Below are 19306 nucleotides of genomic sequence, written 5' to 3'. Positions count from 1 at the left end.
GTCAGCGAATAATACCGCGGGTTGAACGGCCAAAGAAATCGAGGAACTGCTGCACTACCGGCTGCTCTTTGGCCAGGGCTTCGATTTCAGGTTTGGCTTCGTCCAGCGTTTTACCGCTGCGATAAAGCAGTTTGTAGGCGTTACGGATGGCATGCAGCGCCTCTTTATCAAAACCACGACGCTTCAACCCTTCGATATTGATACCGAATGGCGTGGCGTGGTTACCCTGCGCGATGACAAAAGGTGGCACATCCTGAGCAACGCCAGAGCAGCCGCCAACCATAACGTGAGCACCAATCACACAGAACTGGTGCACCGCCGTCATGCCGCCAATGATCGCATAATCATCAACCTCAACGTGGCCGCCCAGCGTCGCGTTGTTGGCGAAGATGCAGCGATTGCCGACGATACAGTCGTGGGCAATGTGCGCATTCACCATAAACAGGTTGTCGTCGCCGATCTTGGTCAGGCTGGTACCTTGCACCGTACCGCGATGAACGGTGACGCTTTCGCGGATGCGGTTGCGATCGCCAATCTCGACACGTGTCGGTTCACCCGCGTATTTCAGATCCTGATTCGCTTCGCCGATAGAGGCAAATTGATAGATCTGATTGTCACGGCCGATTTTGGTCACACCATTCACCACAACGTGGGATTTCAGTACCGTGCCAGCGCCGATTTCCACCTGGGAGCCGACGTAACAGAAGGGACCGATGTGCGCGCCAGCGCCGATAACGGCGCCTTCTTCGATAATCGCGCTTGGATGGATAAAGGCGGTTTTGTCAATCACGGATTAAGACTCCCGGCTGCGCGCACACATCATGGTTGCTTCGCAAACAATTTTGCCGTCAACGGTCGCTACGCCTTTGAAGCGCGTCAGACCACGACGAGTTTTCTCAAAGGTGACTTCCATGATCATCTGATCGCCTGGCACTACCGGTCGTTTGAAACGGGCTTCGTCGATACCGGCAAAGTAATACAATTCGCCCGGCTCCAGTTTGCCGACGCTTTTAAACGCCAGAATACCGGTAGCCTGCGCCATTGCTTCCAGAATCAATACGCCTGGAAAAATCGGCTTACCAGGGAAGTGCCCCTGGAAAAACGGCTCATTTACAGATACGTTCTTCACCGCACGCAGGAATTTGTGCTCCTCAAACTCAAGGACGCGATCGACCAGCAAGAACGGGTAACGGTGAGGAAGCAACTCCAAAATTTCTGCAATATCCAGAGTATGAGTGTCAGTAGTCAAAATACTCTTCCTGTCTCTAAAAACTGATGGCATCAACAACACGGCCTGCGCTGACCCCAAAAGGAGATCATCATGCAGGCCGCAAATTAACAACTCTTTGCGCTTTTGGTCTTATGACCAACGCGTTTCGTTTTGTACCCAGCGAGGCGGGCGGCAGTGATTAGTCTTTTCCGACTTTTCGTTCGACAGCTTTTAAGCGCTTGCTAATCTCATCGATATTCATCACCAACGCAGCGGTTTTACGCCAAACTTTGTTGGGTTGTAACGGAATGCCCGAAGAGTATACCCCAGGTTCGGTGATTGGTCGCATAACCATTCCCATTCCAGTGACAACAACCTTGTCGGCGATCTCCATGTGACCGTTGATCACACTGGCTCCACCAATCTGGCAATAGCGGCCGATTTTCAGGCTGCCCGCCATAATCACACCGCCGGCAACGGCAGTATTGTCGCCAATCACAACGTTATGTGCAATCTGGCATTGGTTGTCGATGATAACACCATTCCCGATTTGGGTGTTATCCAACGCGCCGCGGTCAATGGTGGTGCAAGCGCCGATCTCGACGCGATCGCCGATAATCACCGTGCCCAACTGGGGAATTTTAATCCAGTTGCCGCGTTCGTTGGCATAGCCGAAACCATCAGCGCCAATCACAGTTCCTGATTGAATCAGGCAATGTTGACCGATCTCGACTTCATGATAAATCGTTACGTTCGCCCACAGGCGCGTACCTGCGCCAATGCGTGCGCGTTTGCCGATAAAGCAACCCGGGCCGATAACCACGTTATCGCCGAGTACTGCGCCTGACTCGATCACCGCATTTGCCCCAATGGCAACATGCTGCCCCAGAGTGGCTTCAGGTGAGATAACCGCGCTTGGGGCGATATCCTCAGCAGGAGCCGGCGTGGTGTCCATCAGTTGCGCCATGCGCGCGTAAGTCAGGTAAGGGTTTTTAACCACCAACGCCGCAGAACGGCAGTGTGGTAAATCTGCCTCGGTAAGCACCACTGCGCTTGCCAGGCAGGAGGCCAGCTGCTCTTGATAGCGGCTGTTTGACAAAAACGTGATTTGGCCAGCCTGTGCCGAATGCATAGAAGCAATGCCGGTGATGACGAGATCGCCATCACCGTGCAATTGTGCATCCAACTGCTGCGCTAAATCAGCCAGTCGAATTGAAAGCATGTCTTATTTAACCTGTTTCAGCACGTCAGCAGTAATGTCTTTAGAAGAACCTGCATAAGCAACGGCGTTAGCATCGATAACTACGTCGTAGCCTTCTTTGCTGGCAACAGATTTCACAGCGTCCTGAATACGGCTCAGGATTTTGTTACGCTCTTCCATCTGGCGGCGACGGTTATCCTGCTCAAAAGCCTGCGCTTTCTGAGAGAACTGCTCGCGCTGAGCCATCACGTCTTTTTCCAATTTGCTGCGATCGCTGGCTTTCATGGTAGCGCCATCACGCTGCAAACGTTGCATTTTGGTCTGAAGGCTACGCTCCATGTTCTGAAGTTCGCCCGCACGGCCTTTGAACTCGTTTTCCAGCTGTTTAGCCACGGTTTCACGCGCTGGCAACTGTTGGAAAATGCTGGAGACGTTAACTACAGCGATATTATCTGCTGCCTGAACGCCAGCTGAAGCAGCCATTGCTAAACCGAGGCCTGCGGCACACAACCACTTTTTCACTATAAACTCCTTACCATCACCCATTTGTGTCATATGACACTGAAGTACACAATCTGCCAGACTTACCCCGTGAAACAATGAGAATCATCTCTCTGTGTTCTTACGGGCATCTGGCATTTGCGATTCTTAATAACTGCTATACCCAGAAGCCGGACCTGTTACCAGGTCTTGCCAATGTTAAACTGGAACTGTTCGGACTTGTCACCTTCGTATTTCTTGAGCGGATTGGCATAAGAGAACACCAACGGGCCCAGCGGCGACATCCATTGCAAGGCAATACCGGCAGAAACGCGGATATTGCTCGCTTTACTGTAGTCTGGAATGTCGAAGCCTTGCGTCTTGCTGTTATCCCAGTTGGTATCCCACACGGTACCTGCATCCATGAACAGCGAGGTACGCACTGAGTTGGCGTATTTTTCGCTGATAAATGGCGTTGGCGTGATTAGCTCCATACTGGCAACTGCCATGGCGTTACCACCCACTGCATCATCCGAATTACAAATCTTGGTACTGTTGGAACAGCTGTACGAACTGGAGTTGTAGTACACCGCTTTCGGACCAATGGTATTAGACCCGAAACCGCGAACTGTGCTTGAGCCGCCGGCATAGAAGTTCTCGTAGAACGGCATCTCTTTGCCGCCCAGACCATCGGCATAACCCAGACGACCACGACCCAACAACACCCAGGAGCGGTCGTCGTCGATCGGCACGTATTGCACGCTGTCCAGCGTCATCTTGTAGTATTCGTTATCCGACCCCGGAATGGTGACTTTACCATTCAGCGTGGTGCGGTTACCCGAAGTTGGGAAATAACCACGGTCAAGGTTGTTATAGGTCCAACCCAGATTCAGCGTGAAGTCATCGGCAGAGTAGCTGGCACGATCGTTGGTGTTCGGGTTCAGACCCATCGAGTCCAGATAACGCCACATGGCAATCTGCGGCTGCATGTTCGACAGGCCGTTGTGGACATAACCCAGGCCGGTACGCAACGAGTTGTTTTCGTTGATCGGGAAGCCCAGAGTACCGTCAATACCGTAACTCTTGTTGGTATAATCGGACAGGTCCGCGTCATCGGCTTTAAAGTCGTTGTAGAAGATACGGCCACCCAAACTAACACCGTCAACAGTGAAGTACGGGTTGGTTACAGACAGCTCGGTATAAGTCTGGTAGTCGTTCTTGGTGCCGCTGATGCCGACGGAGTAGCCGGTACCCAGCCAGTTGTCCTGCTGGACGCCCGCCTGGAAACTGACGCCGCTCTCGGTGCCGTAACCGACGCCGAAGTTGAAGGTACCGGTGTTGCGCTCTTTCACCTTGTAGGTGACGTCAACCTGATCGGCGGTACCCGGCACGCGCTGGGTTTCCACATCGACCGTTTCAAAATAGCCCAAACGGTTCAGACGTTCTTTACCCTGCTCAACCTGAGCGTTGCCCAGCCAGGCGCCTTCCATCTGACGCATTTCACGGCGCAGTACGGAGTCTTTACTGGTGTCGTTGCCTTCAAACTTGATACGGCGCACGTAGAAGCGGTTGCCCGCATCGATATTCACGTGCAACTTGACGGTTTTATCCGCGTCGTTGATTTCAGGCTGAGTGGCCACTCGCGGGTAAGCGTAACCATAACGGCCCAACATCGTTTTGACGTTGTCTTCCATCTTGGTCACTTTACTGCCGTTATACAGCTCACCCGGTTCGACCTTGGTCAACTGCGCGACTTCCGCCGAGTGCCCGGCCAGATTGCCGTTCACCATCACGCCGCTGAGCTTGTACTGCTCACCTTCAGTGATGTTGACGGTGATATAGATGCCTTTTTTATCCGGCGTCAGGCTGACCTGAGTCGAATCAATATTGAAGCGTGCGTAGCCGCGGTCCAGATAGAAACTGCGCAGGGTTTCAAGATCGCCCGCCAGCTTTTGCTTCTGGTATTTGCGGTCACCAACCACGTTCCACCACGGCACTTCATCACGCAATTGGAAACGTGAAATCAGCTCATCGTTAGTGAAGGCATGGTTGCCGACAATGTTGATTTGTTGAATCTTGGCGGAAACCCCTTCCGTGAACACCAGTTTCAGGTCGACACGGTTACGCGGCAATGGCGTGACTACGGCTTTCACCGAGGCACTGTATTTACCGACGCTGTAGTAGAAGTCTTCCAACCCTTTTTCAATGCTGGAAATCGTGGTGCGGTCGAGCGCCTCGCCAACCCGAACGCCAGAGGCCTCCAGGTTTTGCTTGAGCATGTCATCCTTCACCGACTTGTTGCCGGAGAAAGTGATGCTGGCAATGGTAGGACGTTCCTTAACCTGAACGATCAGCGTATTACCATCGCGCAGCACGCGAACGTCCTCGAAGTTGCCAGTGGCAAACAAGGCACGGATGGTATTACTGATATCATCGTCAGTGACGGTATCGCCTACGCGAACCGGCATGTTGAGTAACGCCGCACCGACGGCGACTCGCTGCAGGCCTTCGAAATGAATATCTTTCACTACGAACCCGTCTGCACCGTATACGGTGGCGCTGCCAAACAGCAGCGACGCTATGAGCAACTTTTTCATCGCCATCGTTGTTATGCGTTCTTCCTAACCTATTCTCGCCCCTAAAGACGAGAAAAATCATTGAAAAGTGCAAGACCCATTAAAAGCACCAACACGATCGAACCAATGCGGTAACTGTAGTCCTGTACTCGCTCGGAAACCGGCCCACCCTTCAGCTTTTCTATCGCCAGGAAGAGGAGATGCCCACCATCTAACACCGGTAATGGGAACAGGTTGATGATACCCAGGTTGACACTAATCAACGCGAGAAACATCAGATAATACACAAACCCAACCCCAGCTGACGCCCCTGCTCCCTGTGCAATCGAAATCGGGCCACTCAGGTTGTTCAGCTTTACATCACCGGTTATTAATTTACCCAGCATGTTGACCGTAAGCCGCATAAGCTGCCAGGTCTTGTCCCCGGCCTGATACAGCGCCGGGAATGGTCCATACTGACGAATCGTCTTATACTCGTCCGGCAGCGGCAACACTTTCGGAATGATGCCCGCAAACCCCACGCTTTTGTCTTTTCCCACCGGCTTTGTATCCGGTATCAGCGTCAAAGACAAGGGGGCACCGTTTCTTTCAATCTCTAAAACCAGCGGTTGCCCAGGACCATCGTGGATCCGCTTGACCAACGTTTGCCAACGGCCCAACAGCTGACCATCGACTTTAACGATCCTGTCCCCCGCTTGCAAACCCGCCTTTTGCGCCGCCGAATCCGGCTGCACTTCGGCAAGTACCGATTCTATCTGTGGGCCGCGCGGAATAATACCCAACGCGACCACGGGATCTTGCTTGTCCGGCTCAAAATTCCACTGGCGTAAATCCAGAGTTTTGGTCACTACCTGCGAAGAACCGAACGGAGCGATACCGACTTCGGTTTCCGCGTCGCCAATCTTCGCCACCAGAGCCAGACGAACTGACTCCCAATCAGGCGTTTCGATGCCATCAACGGACTTTAGTTCCATTCCGGGTGAAATTTCGGCCTGTGCGGCAATCGATTGTGGAGATATTTCACCAATCACAGGACGGAAGCTGGGCACACCGATAATGAACACCAGCCAATAAGCAAGGATAGCAAACAGGAAGTTGGCGATGGGGCCGGCGCTGATAATAGCTGCGCGCTGCCAGACGGTTTTATTGTTGAACGCCTGATGACGGAGTTCCGGCGCAACCGAATCAACCCGCTCATCCAGCATCTTCACATAACCGCCCAGCGGGATCAGGGCAATCACGTACTCGGTACCCTGGCGGTCTGTGCGGCGCCATAACGCGCGGCCAAAACCGATGGAGAAGCGTTCTACACGGACGCCGCAGCGACGAGCGACCCAAAAGTGCCCGAACTCATGCACGGTGATTAAAACACCGAGCGCAACAAGAAATGCGACTAAGTTCCAGAGCACGCTAACCATAATCCCTTCACTCCCCGCCGTTGACGGATTAAAACACTAACAGCATCAGGCAGGCAAATACAGGCACTGCTGCGGTCAGGCTGTCGATACGATCCAGTATGCCGCCATGACCCGGTATCAGATGACCACTGTCTTTGATACCCGCTTCGCGTTTGAACATGCTCTCGGTAAGGTCGCCCAGCACAGACGCCAGCGCGGCGATCACCGAACAAATCAGTAAGGTTGCCGGCACCACGTTCAAGGGTGCGTAACGGCCGAACAACCATGATATCAGCGCCGAGGTCACCAGACCGCCGATTAATCCTTCCCAGGTTTTCCCCGGAGACACCTTCGGTGCCAGCTTGTGCTTGCCAAACAGCTTGCCGAACATGTAGGCGCCGGAATCCGCGCCCCAAACCAGCAGCATCACGTACAGCAGCCACCAAGCGCCGGTGAAGTGGTTTTGTTCGTAGCCGAATTGACGCAACGCCAGCATGCCCCAAAAGAACGGCACAATGGTCAACAGGCCAAAGAGCAGGCGAATCGGGCGTGAGTTACGCCACAGCGCGGCTGAGCCGGGATAAAACAGCACCAGCAGCAGGGCTGCCAGCCACCAGGCCAGTGACAACCACAGCGGCCCGCCCACCTGAGGCAAATGGACCGACTGGTGATAGGCTGGAACGCTGAGCATCATCAGCGCCAGCAGGAAACCACACAGTATCGCCAACCAGATGCGCTGCGAGCGGGAAGTAAAACCGGCCAGTTGGCCCCACTCCCAGGCAGCTAACATGCACACAACGAGCGTTACCAGGGCAAAGCCCACCGGCGGCAGCAAAAACAGCGCCGCGATAACAATCGGAATCAAGATCAGAGCAGTTATGAGGCGATACTTCAGCAAAAGTTCCCCCTAGGACGCATCGGCGCCGTTAGGTGTTGTTCCCCCGAAGCGGCGCTCACGTTGTGCAAATGCATTCAGCGCACCTTCAAAGACAAGTTCATCAAAATCAGGCCAGAGTACATCAGTAAAGTAAAGTTCGGCATAAGCAATTTGCCACAGCAAGAAGTTACTGATGCGGTGTTCACCGCCGGTGCGGATAACCAGATCCACCGGCGCCAAATCGTTCATGCAGACCCGCTCGCCCAATAACTCTTCGCTGATCTGATCCGGACGCAGCAAACCACCCTGCACCTGCTCAGCCAACTCCCTTACTCCCTGAATGATATCCCAACGGCCACCGTAGTTGGCGGCAATGTTGAGCGTCAGGCCATCGTTATTTTCTGTCAGTTGCTCAGAGCGACGGATCCGCTCCTGCAAACGCGTGCTGAAACGGCTGATGTCGCCGATCACCCGCAGTCTGACGTTATGTTTATGCAGGCTTTTTACTTCGCTGTCCAAGGCACGGACAAAGAGCTCCATTAGCGCGGAAACTTCTTGTACCGGGCGATTCCAGTTCTCGCTGCTGAAGGCATAAAGCGTGAGTGCATCTAAATGGTTGTTGGCGGCAAAACTGACCGCACGACGTACCGATTTCACCCCTGCTTTATGACCGAAGACACGTAACTTGCCCTGACGTTTAGCCCAGCGCCCGTTGCCGTCCATAATAATGGCGACATGTCGTGGCCCAGGGATGGACGGATTAGCCTCTTGTTGATTTGCGGACGACATAACTCGTACTTATTTCCTCAATAGAAATACAACTGCCCTTCCGGAACATCAGGCCCTTACGCGCAAAAAAAGCCGTGTGCCCGACACGGCTTTTCAGTCTGCCCCCGCACACCCGGTCATATCCGGGGCGCTATCGACATCCAAGATGCCAATCAGGCCATAATTCAACGGTATAACCGCTGACAGGTGGCGCAGACTATACCACCTCAGCCGGGCATGAACAAACGGCCCCACTGCAGCACGCGTAATTTACGAACAAAATAGGATAATAGCCGCTATCAACCACGCAGTGACTTCACTAACCCAACGGCAACTTCACGGGCCTGGCGATCTATTTCTAAGACCGCATCAATGCAGGACGGTTCCTGCAAAGACAGCCGTTCGACCACTTTTTGGTTCACTGCCGCGATATCGGTAAAGCGAATCTGCTCTTGCAGGAAGGCCGCAACGGCCACTTCGTTAGCCGCATTCAGCGCGGTGGTTGCCGCCTGGCCGGCATCAAAGGCGTCAATCGCCAGATACAGGCAAGGGTAACGCTCCCGCTCAGGTTCGGCAAAGGTCAACGAGCCGATACGGCAGAAATCCAGCGCTTCCACACCAGAACTGACCCGCTGCGGGTAAGCCATCGCATGGGCGATTGGCGTACGCATATCCGGCGTGCCCAACTGGGCCAGCACACTGCCATCAGCATAGCGCACCATCGAGTGGATCACCGACTGCGGGTGCAGAATCACTTCCATTTGTTCGGCCGAAGCGTTGAACAGCCAACGGGCCTCAATATATTCCAGACCTTTGTTCATCATGGTGGCGGAATCCACCGAGATCTTGCGCCCCATAGACCAATTAGGATGGGCGCAGGCCTGGTCCGGCGTCATCGTGGCAAACTGCTCCAGCGGCGTCGAACGGAACGGGCCGCCAGAACCGGTAAGCACAATGCGCGAGACACCATGATCGACTAATGAAGAGTATCCCAACTGACGCTGAATGCTTTCAGGCAAACTCTGAAAAATCGCGTTGTGTTCGCTGTCCAGGGGCAATAACTGCGCCTGGCTCTTTTGCACGGCATCCATAAATAGACGGCCACAGGTCACCAGCGACTCTTTGTTCGCCAACAATACCTGTTTGCCGGCACGGATCGCCGCCAGCGTCGGCAACAGCCCGGCAGCGCCGACAATAGCCGCAGTGACCTGATCGACATCATCCAGCGCCGCCAACTCACAGGCAGCCTGTTCGCCCGCCATTACCTCAGTGTCAATGCCGTTTTCCGCCAGTACGTCGCGCAATTCGCGCGCCGCGCCTTCGTCCGCCATCGCAGCATAAGCCGGGCGAAACTCCATACACTGTTGCGCCATCACCGCTACATTGCGGCCGGCAACCAGCGCTTTAATCGCAAAACGGTCGGGATTTTCCCTGACCACGGCCAGGGTGCTGGTTCCCACTGAGCCGGTGGAACCAAGAATAGTCAGTTGCTTCATGAGTTCGCTCTGAATAACTGTCTGATGAGATCGAAGGTGTTCCAGTGTGTAACCTTGGCCACAGCTTGTCCATGATCAATCAGTACGATGAAACGGGATCTGCGCCACAAAAAACAAAGCGCCGCCCAGGCGACGCTTTTTTTCTGCGCGATGCTGATTAGAATTCCATCAGCTCTTTTTCTTTATCCGCCAAAGCGGCATCCAGAAGTTTGATGTAAGCATCGGTCAGTTTTTGAACGTCATCCTGTGAGCGACGATCTTCGTCTTCGCTGATTTCTTTGTCTTTCAGCAGCGCTTTCACTTTGTCGTTGGCGTCGCGGCGAACGTTACGCACGGCCACACGGCCCTGCTCGGCTTCGTTGCGCACTACTTTGATCAGATCTTTACGGCGCTCTTCAGTCAGAGGAGGAAGCGGAACGCGGATCACGCTGCCTGCTGAACTTGGGTTCAGGCCGAGGTCTGAAGACATGATGGCTTTTTCTACCGCTGAACCCAGAGAACGATCAAACAAGTTGATGGCCAGGGTGCGGGAGTCTTCTACGGTCACGTTAGCCAGCTGACGCAGCGGCGTAGCAGAACCATAGTATTCCACCATGATGCCGTCCAGGATGCTTGGAGAAGCACGGCCGGTACGGATTTTGCTGATTTGGGTTTTGAATGCTTCTACGCTTTTTTCCATGCGTGAATCAGCATCTTTTCTGATTTCATTAATCACGTTGCGAACCTTTAGAAACGGGTTACTTGGCAGGCTATACATCAGTATAGCCCGTGAATTTTACTTGAGGAAAGCGCTCAACGCATAGCGTTACCCGCTCCCGTTAAATTTGGCAGAACAGCCTTATTTGCTGATCAGCGTGCCTTCGTTTTCACCCATCACTACGCGGCGCAACGCGCCCGGCTTGTTCATGTTGAATACGCGGATCGGCAGACCGTGATCGCGGGCCAGCGTAAACGCCGCCAGGTCCATCACTTTCAGCTCGCGCTCAAGCACGTCTTGATAGGTTATATGTTCGTACAGCGTTGCATCCGGGTTTTTAACCGGATCGGCGGAGTATACACCATCCACTTTGGTCGCTTTCAGTACCACGTCGGCTTCAATCTCGATCCCGCGCAGGCAAGCTGCCGAATCGGTGGTGAAGAACGGGTTGCCGGTACCGGCAGAGAAGATCACCACGCGGTTATTGCGCAGCAGGCTGATGGCCTCGGCCCAGCTGTAGTTGTCACACACACCGTTCAACGGAATAGCAGACATCAGGCGGGCGTTCACATAGGCACGGTGCAGTGCATCACGCATAGCCAGGCCGTTCATCACAGTAGCCAGCATTCCCATGTGGTCGCCCACTACGCGGTTCATTCCGGCCTGAGCCAGACCCGCGCCGCGGAACAGGTTACCGCCGCCAATCACTACACCGACCTGAATTCCCAGTTCGACCAGCTCTTTAACTTCCTGAGCCATGCGATCCAAAACGCTGGCGTCGATACCAAAACCTTCTGCACCTTGCAGGGCTTCGCCACTCAGTTTGAGCAGAATACGCTGATATACGGGTTTTGCATTGGTTGCCATGGTGTTCTGTCCTAAGAAGCAGTATTAGTATTGGGGATTTCAGCCGATGAAGCGCGCCTGTGCTGAGTATAGTGCCACAGGGCTTGCCACCGGTGTTAATTCTGGCTGGATAAAACGGAACCGCCAGACGGCGGCTCCATTAACAATCATTAAGACTGTTTGCTCATTGCTGCAACTTCAGCAGCAAAGTCATTTTCAACTTTCTCGATGCCTTCGCCCACTTCGAAGCGGATGAAGTTAACAACGTCAGCGTTGTGCTCTTTCAGCACTTGGCCAACAGTCTTGCTTGGCTCGATAACGAAAGGCTGACCGGTCAGAGAAACTTCGCCGGTGAATTTCTTCATGCGGCCTTCAACCATTTTCTCTGCGATTTCTTTCGGCTTGCCAGACTGCATGGCGATGTCCAACTGAACCTGGTACTCTTTTTCTACCACTTCAGCAGACACATCTTCAGGCTTAACGAATTCAGGTTTGCTGGCCGCAACGTGCATGGCAATTTGCTTAACCAGTTCTTCGTCAGCGCCTTTAGCGGCAATCAGAACACCGATACGCGCGCCGTGCAGGTAGCTACCCAACACTTCGCCTTCCAGGGAAGCAACGCGACGGATGTTGATGTTCTCACCGATTTTTGCAACCAGCGCTACACGTTCTTCTTCGAACTGTGCTTTCAATACGTCAACATCAGTGATTTTACCTGCAACAGCAGCATCCAGCACTTTGTCAGCGAACGCCTGGAAACCGGCATCTTTAGCAACGAAGTCAGTCTGGCAGTTAACTTCAACGATAACGCCGTAGTTGCCTTCGATTTTGGTTTTGATCACGCCGTCAGCAGCTACGTTGCCTGCTTTTTTCGCCGCTTTGATCGCACCAGATTTACGCATGTTTTCGATTGCCAGCTCGATGTCGCCGTTAGACTCGACCAGAGCTTTTTTACAATCCATCATGCCGGCGCCAGTACGCTCACGCAGTTCTTTTACCAGGGCAGCGGTAATATCAGCCATTTCTTTTTCCTCGGTTATCTCGCAAGGAGATAGTTCTCATTCAGATAAGCAAAAGGGGCCTATTTAGGCCCCTCTAACCAACATATTCAATACCTGGTTAATAAGGGCTCAGTGACGAGCTTGCCTTATTATTCAGCTTCTACGAAGCTTTCTTCCGCCTGAACGGCCAGATCTTGAGAACGACCTTCACGGACGGCGGCAGCAACGGCAGTCAGGTACAATTTGATTGCACGGATTGCATCGTCGTTACCAGGGATGATGAAGTCAACGCCGTCTGGATCGGAGTTGGTATCAACGATAGAGAATACCGGGATACCCAGGTTGTTGGCTTCTTTGATCGCGATGTGTTCGTGATCTGCATCGATTACGAACAGAGCGTCAGGCAGACCACCCATGTCCTTGATACCACCCAGAGAGTTTTCCAGCTTGGCCAGTTCGCGAGTACGCATCAGCGCCTCTTTCTTGGTCAGCTTGTCGAAGGTGCCATCTTGAGACTGGATTTCCAGATCTTTCAAACGCTTGATTGACTGACGAACGGTTTTCCAGTTAGTCAGCATGCCGCCCAACCAGCGATGGTTCACGAAGAACTGATCGCAGTTGTTAGCATATTCTTTTACCGCTTCGCTTGCTGCGCGCTTGGTACCAACGAACAGGATCTTGCCTTTACGGGAAGAGATCTTGGTCAGTTCAGCCAGTGCTGCGTTGGCCATTGGTACGGTTTTTTCCAGGTTGATGATGTGAACCTTGTTACGTGCGCCGAAGATGAAAGGCTTCATTTTCGGGTTCCAGTAACGGGTCTGGTGACCAAAGTGTACACCGGCCTGGAGCATGTCGCGCATGGAAACAGTTGCCATGATTAAACCTCTATATAGATTAGTTGGGGTTATGCCTCCACGTATCCCATAACGCCGACCCCGACGGTGATAAATCACCTCAGAGCACCCCGGTGTATGTGCCGATACGTGTGTGTTATTTACACAATGTGAGTGCAGTTAAAGTGCTTCGGCTATTTCCGTTATCGACACAAGATCAACTTACGGATCGCCGGCGCGCTTTATACCATAAACCTGCCACCGACACCAACTTTTGTTGCGTTTACCTGGGCACCGACAAATGAAATTTGGCAGCTTCTGGCCGGGCTGATACCATAAGAGACTGCTTCTTATTTCTTTCTGTTGTCGGCGAGCACGACACCTGCGGACGAATTTCATGGCAATCTCAATTAAAACACCTGATGACATCCAAAAAATGCGCGTGGCGGGCCGCTTGGCCGCTGAAGTGCTGGAAATTATCGAGCCGCACGTCAAACCTGGCGTGACCACCGGCGAACTGGACCGTATCTGTCACGAGTACATTACCAACGAGCAACAGGCCATCTCCGCCTGCCTCGGCTACCACGGCTTCCCGAAATCCGTGTGCATCTCGGTAAATGAAGTGGTGTGCCACGGCATCCCGAGCGATGACAAAGTGTTGAAGGACGGCGACATCGTCAATATCGACGTGACCGTCATTAAAGACGGCTTCCACGGCGATACCTCCAAGATGTTCATCGTCGGCAAGCCGACCATTCTGGGCGAGCGGCTGTGTCGCGTTACCCAGGAAAGCCTGTATCTGGCGCTGAAAATGGTGAAGCCGGGCATCCGCCTGCGCACCCTGGGCAAAGAGATCCAGAAATTCGTCGAAGCCGAGAAGTTTTCCGTGGTGCGTGAATACTGCGGTCATGGCATCGGCGAAGTATTCCACGAAGAACCGCAGGTTCTGCACTATGACGCCGACGACGGTGGCGTGGTACTGCAGGCCGGCATGGCGTTCACCATCGAGCCGATGGTCAATGCCGGTGACTACCGCATCCGCACCATGAAAGACGGCTGGACGGTAAAAACTAAAGATCGCAGCTTGTCGGCGCAGTATGAGCATACTATTGTGGTCACAGATAACGGCTGCGAGATAATGACGTTGCGCAAGGATGACACCATCCCCAACATCATTACGCACGAACAGTAAGAAACGCGGTCACATACCGCTGTTTCTTGTCACAGGCCGGCTTATGCCGGCTTTTTTTATGGGCTGCGTATTATGTCTGAAAATTTTCGCGAACAAAGCAACTCGGTCATTGAGCAACAGGCCGTGCCGAAGCAGCCTGAGTATCCCAACGCCTATGGCGATGAAGAGATTAATTGCGTTGCACTGAAACTGCGTCTTGAACAGTTTCAGCTGTGGTTGGCGGCAGCGTTCAACGCCGGCTCCAGCGCCGAAAGCCTGGTCGCGGCCCGCAGCGACTTTATCGATCGCCTGCTGCGTCGTCTGTGGATCTTTTACGGTTTCGAGGATATCCCGGAAACCGCCCTGGTGGCGGTAGGCGGCTATGGCCGCGGCGAACTTCATCCGCTGTCGGATATTGATGTGCTGGTGCTCAGCCAGCGCCGCCTGAATGAACAACAGTCGCAGCGCGTGGGGGAATTTATCACCCTGCTGTGGGATCTGAAACTGGAGGTGGGCCACAGCGTACGCACGCTGGAAGAGTGCCTGCTTGAAGGGCTGGCGGACCTGACCGTGGCCACCAACCTGATTGAGTCGCGCATGATCTGCGGCGACGTCGCGCTGTTCCTGCAGATGCAAAAACACATCTTCAGCGACGGCTTCTGGCCCTCCCCCCAATTTTTCCACGCCAAGGTGGCTGAGCAGCAGGAACGCCACCAGCGTTACCACGGCACCAGCTACAACCTGGAGCCAGACATCAAGAGCAGCCCCGGCGGCCTGAGAGATATTCACACCTTGCTGTGGGTAGCGCGCCGTCACTTTGGCGCCACCTCTCTGGACGAAATGGTCGGTTTCGGCTTTCTCACCCAAGCCGAACGCAACGAGCTCAATGAATGCCAGAGCTTCCTGTGGCGTATCCGCTTCGCACTGCATTTGGTGCTACCGCGTTACGACAACCGGCTGCTGTTCGATCGCCAACTCAATGTGGCGCAATTGCTGCGTTATGAGGGGGAAGGCAACGAACCGGTTGAACACATGATGAAGGATTTCTACCGCATGACGCGCCGCGTCGGCGAACTGAATCATATGCTGCTCCAACTGTTCGACGAAGCGATACTGGCGCTGGACGCCACGGAAAAGCCACGCCCGCTGAACGAGGATTTCCAGCTGCGCGGCGATCTGATAGACCTGCGTGACGAAACGTTGTTCATCCGCCAGCCGGAAGCCATCATGCGGATGTTTTACCTGATGGTACGCAACCGCGAAATCAAAGGCATTTACTCCACCACCGTGCGCCAATTGCGCCATGCACGCCGCCATCTGAAACAACCGCTGTGCAACATTCCGGAAGCACGCGATCTGTTTATGGCCATTTTGCGCCACCCTGGCGCAGTGTCGCGCGCGCTGGTACCGATGCATCGTCACAGCGTGCTGTGGGCCTATATGCCGCAGTGGGGCAAGATCGTCGGGCAAATGCAGTTCGATCTGTTCCACGCCTATACTGTCGACGAACACACCGTTCGGGTTCTGCAAAAGCTGGAAAGTTTCGCCGATGCAGAAACGCGGCCACGCCATCCGCTGTGCGTGGAGCTCTATCCGCGCCTGCCGAACCCAGAACTTCTGCTGCTGGCGGCGCTGTTCCACGATATCGCCAAAGGTCGCGGCGGTGACCACTCAATCCTCGGCGCACAGGATGCGCTGGAGTTCGCCGAACTGCACGGTCTGAATTCTCGCGAGGCCCAACTGGTGGCCTGGCTGGTACGCTGCCATCTGCTGATGTCGGTGACCGCCCAGCGCCGCGATATCCAGGATCCCACGGTTATCCAGCAATTCAGCGCTGAAGTGCAGAGCGAAACGCGCCTGCGCTATCTGGTTTGTCTGACGGTAGCGGATATCTGCGCCACCAACGAAACACTGTGGAACAGCTGGAAACAGAGCCTGTTGCGTGAGCTGTACTTTGCGACGGAAAAACAGTTGCGCCGCGGCATGCAAAACAGCCCGGACTTGCGCGAACGTGTACGTCACCACCGCCTGCAGGCGCTGGCGCTGCTGCGCATGGACAATATCGACGAAGAGGCGTTGCACCGCATCTGGAGCCGCTGCCGGGCCGACTACTTCCTGCGCCATTCGCCCAACCAACTGGCCTGGCACGCCCGTCATCTGCTGGCCCATGATTCCACCAAACCCCTGGTGCTGGTCAGCCGCCAGGCAACACGCGGCGGCACCGAAATCTTCATCTGGAGCCCGGACCGCCCTTACCTGTTTGCCGCCGTGGCCGGCGAGATGGATCGCCGTAACCTGAGCGTACACGACGCACAGATTTTCACCAATCGCGACGGCATGGCGATGGATACCTTCATCGTGTTAGAGCCGGACGGCAGCCCGCTGGCTCAGGACCGCCATGCGGCGATCCGCCATGCGCTGGTGCAAACCATCACCCAGCGGGAATATCAGCCGCCGCGCGTACGCAGGCCATCCTCCAAGCTGCGCCATTTCAGCGTGCCGACCGAAGTCAACTTCCTGCCGACCCATACCGATCGCCGCAGCTATCTGGAGCTGACCGCCCTTGATCAACCAGGTTTGCTGGCGCGAGTGGGCGAAGTGTTCGCCGATCTCGGCCTGTCGCTGCACGGCGCGCGAATTTCCACCATTGGCGAGCGAGTTGAGGACTTATTTATTCTGGCAGACAGCGATCGGCGCGCTCTGAATTCGGAAACGCGCAGAAAGTTGGAACAACGGTTGACAGAGGCCCTCAATCCAAACGATAAAATGTGATACAAGTTACCTTTTCGTAGACAACAACATCAGGACAGAGAACAGCATGCAGCAATTACAAAACGTTATTGAAAGCGCCTTCGAACGCCGCGCGGATATCACTCCGGCGAACGTAGACACCGTAACGCGCGAAGCGGTAAACCAGGTGATCGGCCTGTTGGACAGCGGCGCCCTGCGCGTTGCCGAGAAGATTGACGGTCAGTGGGTTACGCATCAGTGGCTGAAAAAGGCCGTGCTGCTTTCTTTCCGCATCAACGACAACAAAGTGATGGACGGTGCCGAAACCCGTTACTACGACAAAGTGCCGATGAAGTTTGCCGATTACGACGAAGCGCGCTTCCAGAAAGAAGGCTTCCGCGTGGTACCGCCGGCGACCGTTCGCCAGGGTGCATTCATTGCACGCAATACCGTATTGATGCCGTCCTACGTGAATATCGGCGCTTACGTTGACGAAGGCTCCATGGTCGATACCTGGGCTACCGTGGGTTCTTGCGCGCAGATTGGCAAAAACGTTCACCTGTCCGGCGGCGTCGGCATCGGTGGCGTACTGGAACCGCTGCAGGCCAACCCGACCATCATTGAAGACAACTGCTTCATCGGCGCGCGTTCAGAAGTGGTTGAAGGCGTGATCGTCGAAGAAGGTTCGGTGATCTCCATGGGCGTTTACCTCGGCCAGAGCACCCGCATTTATGACCGTGAAACCGGCGAAGTGCATTACGGCCGCGTTCCGGCCGGCTCGGTGGTGGTTTCAGGTAACCTGCCGTCCAAAGACGGTTCTTACAGCCTGTACTGTGCGGTCATCGTCAAGAAAGTCGACGCCAAAACGCGCAGTAAAGTCGGCATTAATGAGTTATTGCGCACCATCGACTAAAATAGACCTGGCGGGTGACTCACCCGCTATTTTTTTGTCTTCAGTACGCGAGCAGTCACAGTCTCTGGCGCGGTTTTTCGCCATAATCCCAGACCGTGGAATAAAGTCTATTTATAAGGTGGCGCTATTATGTATGACAACCTGAAAAGCTTGGGAATCAGTCAACCGGAAGATGTCGATCGCTATAGCCTGCGTCAGGAGGCCAATAACGACATTCTTAAGATTTACTTCCGCAAGGATAAAGGCGAATTCTTTGCCAAGAGCGTGAAGTTCAAATACCCGCGCCAACGCAAAACCGTGGTGGCGGATAATGCCGGTCAGGGTTACAAAGAAATTCACGAGATAAACCCGAACCTGCGTTACGTAATTGATGAACTGGATCAACTGTGCCAGCGCGATCAGGTCGAAGTGGATCTGAAACGCAAAATTCTTGATGACCTGCGTCATCTGGAAGGCGTGGTATCCCACAAAATTGCCGAGATCGAATCCGATCTGGAAAAACTGACCCGCGGAAAATAAGAACCCGCTCGCTGTAGGGCGCGGCATGCTGCGCCCGTATTAGTCGGGGCAAATAACTTCGCCCCTTACAACAAATCTGTCGGAAGCCGCCTGAAAGACGGCGGGTCGGTATCTTATTTCAGCAGTGAGCCCCACTGCTCAACCCACGGGCAAGAAACCACTTCCGGCTCAGGCTGTTCCATCGCATCGATTTCCAACACATCTCCCACGCGGGTTGCTCCCTGCTCTTGCAATAGCGCATCAAACGCACGCCCTGCGCCACAGAAATTGTCATAACTGCTGTCACCGAGCGAAATCAGCCCATAGCGCAGTTCCGGCTGGTAGCCGACCTGATCGCGGATGGCGTGGAACAGCGGCGCAATGCTGTCCGGTAAATCGCCCTGACCGGTGGTGGAGGTGATCACCAGCGCATAGTGCTGGCGGTAGAATTGCCAAGCCTCAAGCGTGCCCTCTTCAAACAGTTTGACCTCATGCCCCTGCTCGCCAAGGATATTTTCCGCCTCTTCCGCCACCAGCAGTGAGTTGCCGTAGACCGTTCCCACGAAGATTCCAACCTGAGCCATTGCCCCTACTCCCTCAATTACCTTTGAA

Annotated in this window: 18 protein-coding genes; 4 read left to right on the top strand and 14 right to left on the bottom strand. The window is 54.3% G+C overall.

Annotated features, from left to right (window positions below; translation table 11 throughout):
* Window position 1: 1 nt before the first annotated feature.
* From lpxA to rpsB, 13 genes are all read right to left on the bottom strand, one after another.
* Entirely contained in the window at window positions 2-790 is a 789-nt protein-coding gene (gene lpxA, locus SPL01S_RS12895; RefSeq protein ID WP_004952210.1) for an acyl-ACP--UDP-N-acetylglucosamine O-acyltransferase, read from the bottom strand.
* Window positions 791-793: 3 nt separating this feature from the next.
* On the bottom strand, window positions 794-1249 hold the full coding sequence (gene fabZ, locus SPL01S_RS12890) for a 3-hydroxyacyl-ACP dehydratase FabZ (protein WP_006327526.1): 456 nt from the start codon (window positions 1247-1249) through the stop codon (window positions 794-796).
* A 160-nt stretch (window positions 1250-1409) separates the two neighbouring features.
* A complete protein-coding gene (lpxD, locus tag SPL01S_RS12885; RefSeq protein ID WP_004952212.1) occupies window positions 1410-2432 on the bottom strand; it encodes a UDP-3-O-(3-hydroxymyristoyl)glucosamine N-acyltransferase in 1023 nt (340 codons plus the stop codon).
* 3 nt (window positions 2433-2435) lie between these two features.
* Window positions 2436-2933: a molecular chaperone Skp gene (gene skp, locus SPL01S_RS12880; RefSeq protein ID WP_004952213.1), complete on the bottom strand. Its 498-nt coding sequence runs from the start codon at window positions 2931-2933 to the stop codon at window positions 2436-2438.
* A gap of 158 nt (window positions 2934-3091) precedes the next feature.
* The gene (gene bamA, locus SPL01S_RS12875) at window positions 3092-5494 is read right to left on the bottom strand and encodes an outer membrane protein assembly factor BamA (protein WP_063200311.1); all 2403 of its coding nucleotides are present in this window, start codon (window positions 5492-5494) and stop codon (window positions 3092-3094) included.
* Window positions 5495-5529: 35 nt separating this feature from the next.
* Window positions 5530-6885, bottom strand: coding sequence for a sigma E protease regulator RseP (gene rseP, locus SPL01S_RS12870; RefSeq protein WP_004952215.1), 1356 nt, complete (start codon window positions 6883-6885; stop codon window positions 5530-5532).
* 28 nt (window positions 6886-6913) lie between these two features.
* Window positions 6914-7762: a phosphatidate cytidylyltransferase gene (cdsA, locus tag SPL01S_RS12865; protein WP_004952216.1), complete on the bottom strand. Its 849-nt coding sequence runs from the start codon at window positions 7760-7762 to the stop codon at window positions 6914-6916.
* 9 nt (window positions 7763-7771) lie between these two features.
* Entirely contained in the window at window positions 7772-8530 is a 759-nt protein-coding gene (gene ispU / locus SPL01S_RS12860) for a (2E,6E)-farnesyl-diphosphate-specific ditrans,polycis-undecaprenyl-diphosphate synthase (RefSeq protein WP_004952217.1), read from the bottom strand.
* A 278-nt stretch (window positions 8531-8808) separates the two neighbouring features.
* Window positions 8809-10005 (bottom strand): 1-deoxy-D-xylulose-5-phosphate reductoisomerase, encoded by a 1197-nt coding sequence (ispC, locus tag SPL01S_RS12855; RefSeq protein ID WP_063200308.1) that lies wholly within the window; start codon window positions 10003-10005, stop codon window positions 8809-8811.
* 157 nt (window positions 10006-10162) lie between these two features.
* On the bottom strand, window positions 10163-10720 hold the full coding sequence (frr, locus tag SPL01S_RS12850) for a ribosome recycling factor (protein WP_006327538.1): 558 nt from the start codon (window positions 10718-10720) through the stop codon (window positions 10163-10165).
* 123 nt (window positions 10721-10843) lie between these two features.
* Window positions 10844-11569, bottom strand: coding sequence for a UMP kinase (gene pyrH / locus SPL01S_RS12845; protein WP_004952223.1), 726 nt, complete (start codon window positions 11567-11569; stop codon window positions 10844-10846).
* A gap of 149 nt (window positions 11570-11718) precedes the next feature.
* Entirely contained in the window at window positions 11719-12570 is an 852-nt protein-coding gene (gene tsf / locus SPL01S_RS12840; protein ID WP_004952224.1) for a translation elongation factor Ts, read from the bottom strand.
* Window positions 12571-12698: 128 nt separating this feature from the next.
* Entirely contained in the window at window positions 12699-13424 is a 726-nt protein-coding gene (rpsB, locus tag SPL01S_RS12835) for a 30S ribosomal protein S2 (protein WP_004952226.1), read from the bottom strand.
* Window positions 13425-13779: 355 nt separating this feature from the next.
* Here rpsB and map point away from each other — a divergent pair, with 355 nt between their 5' ends.
* The 4 genes from map (at window position 13780) to SPL01S_RS12815 (ending at window position 18715) form a co-directional block, all read left to right on the top strand.
* Window positions 13780-14574 carry a type I methionyl aminopeptidase gene (gene map / locus SPL01S_RS12830; protein WP_004952228.1) on the top strand — a complete coding sequence of 265 codons (795 nt, stop codon included), beginning with the start codon at window positions 13780-13782 and terminating at the stop codon, window positions 14572-14574.
* 72 nt (window positions 14575-14646) lie between these two features.
* Window positions 14647-17325 (top strand): bifunctional uridylyltransferase/uridylyl-removing protein GlnD, encoded by a 2679-nt coding sequence (gene glnD / locus SPL01S_RS12825; protein WP_063200305.1) that lies wholly within the window; start codon window positions 14647-14649, stop codon window positions 17323-17325.
* A 46-nt stretch (window positions 17326-17371) separates the two neighbouring features.
* The gene (gene dapD / locus SPL01S_RS12820) at window positions 17372-18196 is read left to right on the top strand and encodes a 2,3,4,5-tetrahydropyridine-2,6-dicarboxylate N-succinyltransferase (RefSeq protein WP_004952232.1); all 825 of its coding nucleotides are present in this window, start codon (window positions 17372-17374) and stop codon (window positions 18194-18196) included.
* Between the two features lie 129 nt (window positions 18197-18325).
* Window positions 18326-18715, top strand: a complete 390-nt coding sequence (locus tag SPL01S_RS12815; RefSeq protein WP_004952233.1) for a DUF3461 family protein — start codon at window positions 18326-18328, stop codon at window positions 18713-18715.
* Window positions 18716-18828: 113 nt separating this feature from the next.
* Here SPL01S_RS12815 and SPL01S_RS12810 read toward each other — a convergent pair whose 3' ends face one another.
* A complete protein-coding gene (locus SPL01S_RS12810) occupies window positions 18829-19278 on the bottom strand; it encodes a flavodoxin (RefSeq protein ID WP_004952234.1) in 450 nt (149 codons plus the stop codon).
* Between the last annotated feature and the right edge of the window lie 28 nt (window positions 19279-19306).

Origin of the sequence: Serratia plymuthica NBRC 102599, from assembly GCF_001590925.1 — a bacterium.
Lineage (GTDB): Bacteria > Pseudomonadota > Gammaproteobacteria > Enterobacterales > Enterobacteriaceae > Serratia > Serratia plymuthica.
This window is presented reverse-complemented; position numbering and strand designations above follow the sequence as displayed.

What these genes read in the sequence shown, in the direction of transcription:
- lpxD (WP_004952212.1), bottom strand. Translation starts at nt 2,432, where the DNA reads ATGCTTTCAATTCGACTGGCTGATTTAGCGCAGCAGTTGGATGCACAA.
- bamA (WP_063200311.1), bottom strand. Translation starts at nt 5,494, where the DNA reads ATGGCGATGAAAAAGTTGCTCATAGCGTCGCTGCTGTTTGGCAGCGCC.
- rseP (WP_004952215.1), bottom strand. Translation starts at nt 6,885, where the DNA reads ATGGTTAGCGTGCTCTGGAACTTAGTCGCATTTCTTGTTGCGCTCGGT.
- ispU (WP_004952217.1), bottom strand. Translation starts at nt 8,530, where the DNA reads ATGTCGTCCGCAAATCAACAAGAGGCTAATCCGTCCATCCCTGGGCCA.
- ispC (WP_063200308.1), bottom strand. Translation starts at nt 10,005, where the DNA reads ATGAAGCAACTGACTATTCTTGGTTCCACCGGCTCAGTGGGAACCAGC.
- pyrH (WP_004952223.1), bottom strand. Translation starts at nt 11,569, where the DNA reads ATGGCAACCAATGCAAAACCCGTATATCAGCGTATTCTGCTCAAACTG.
- tsf (WP_004952224.1), bottom strand. Translation starts at nt 12,570, where the DNA reads ATGGCTGATATTACCGCTGCCCTGGTAAAAGAACTGCGTGAGCGTACT.
- rpsB (WP_004952226.1), bottom strand. Translation starts at nt 13,424, where the DNA reads ATGGCAACTGTTTCCATGCGCGACATGCTCCAGGCCGGTGTACACTTT.
- map (WP_004952228.1), top strand. Translation starts at nt 13,780, where the DNA reads ATGGCAATCTCAATTAAAACACCTGATGACATCCAAAAAATGCGCGTG.
- glnD (WP_063200305.1), top strand. Translation starts at nt 14,647, where the DNA reads ATGTCTGAAAATTTTCGCGAACAAAGCAACTCGGTCATTGAGCAACAG.
- dapD (WP_004952232.1), top strand. Translation starts at nt 17,372, where the DNA reads ATGCAGCAATTACAAAACGTTATTGAAAGCGCCTTCGAACGCCGCGCG.
- SPL01S_RS12815 (WP_004952233.1), top strand. Translation starts at nt 18,326, where the DNA reads ATGTATGACAACCTGAAAAGCTTGGGAATCAGTCAACCGGAAGATGTC.
- SPL01S_RS12810 (WP_004952234.1), bottom strand. Translation starts at nt 19,278, where the DNA reads ATGGCTCAGGTTGGAATCTTCGTGGGAACGGTCTACGGCAACTCACTG.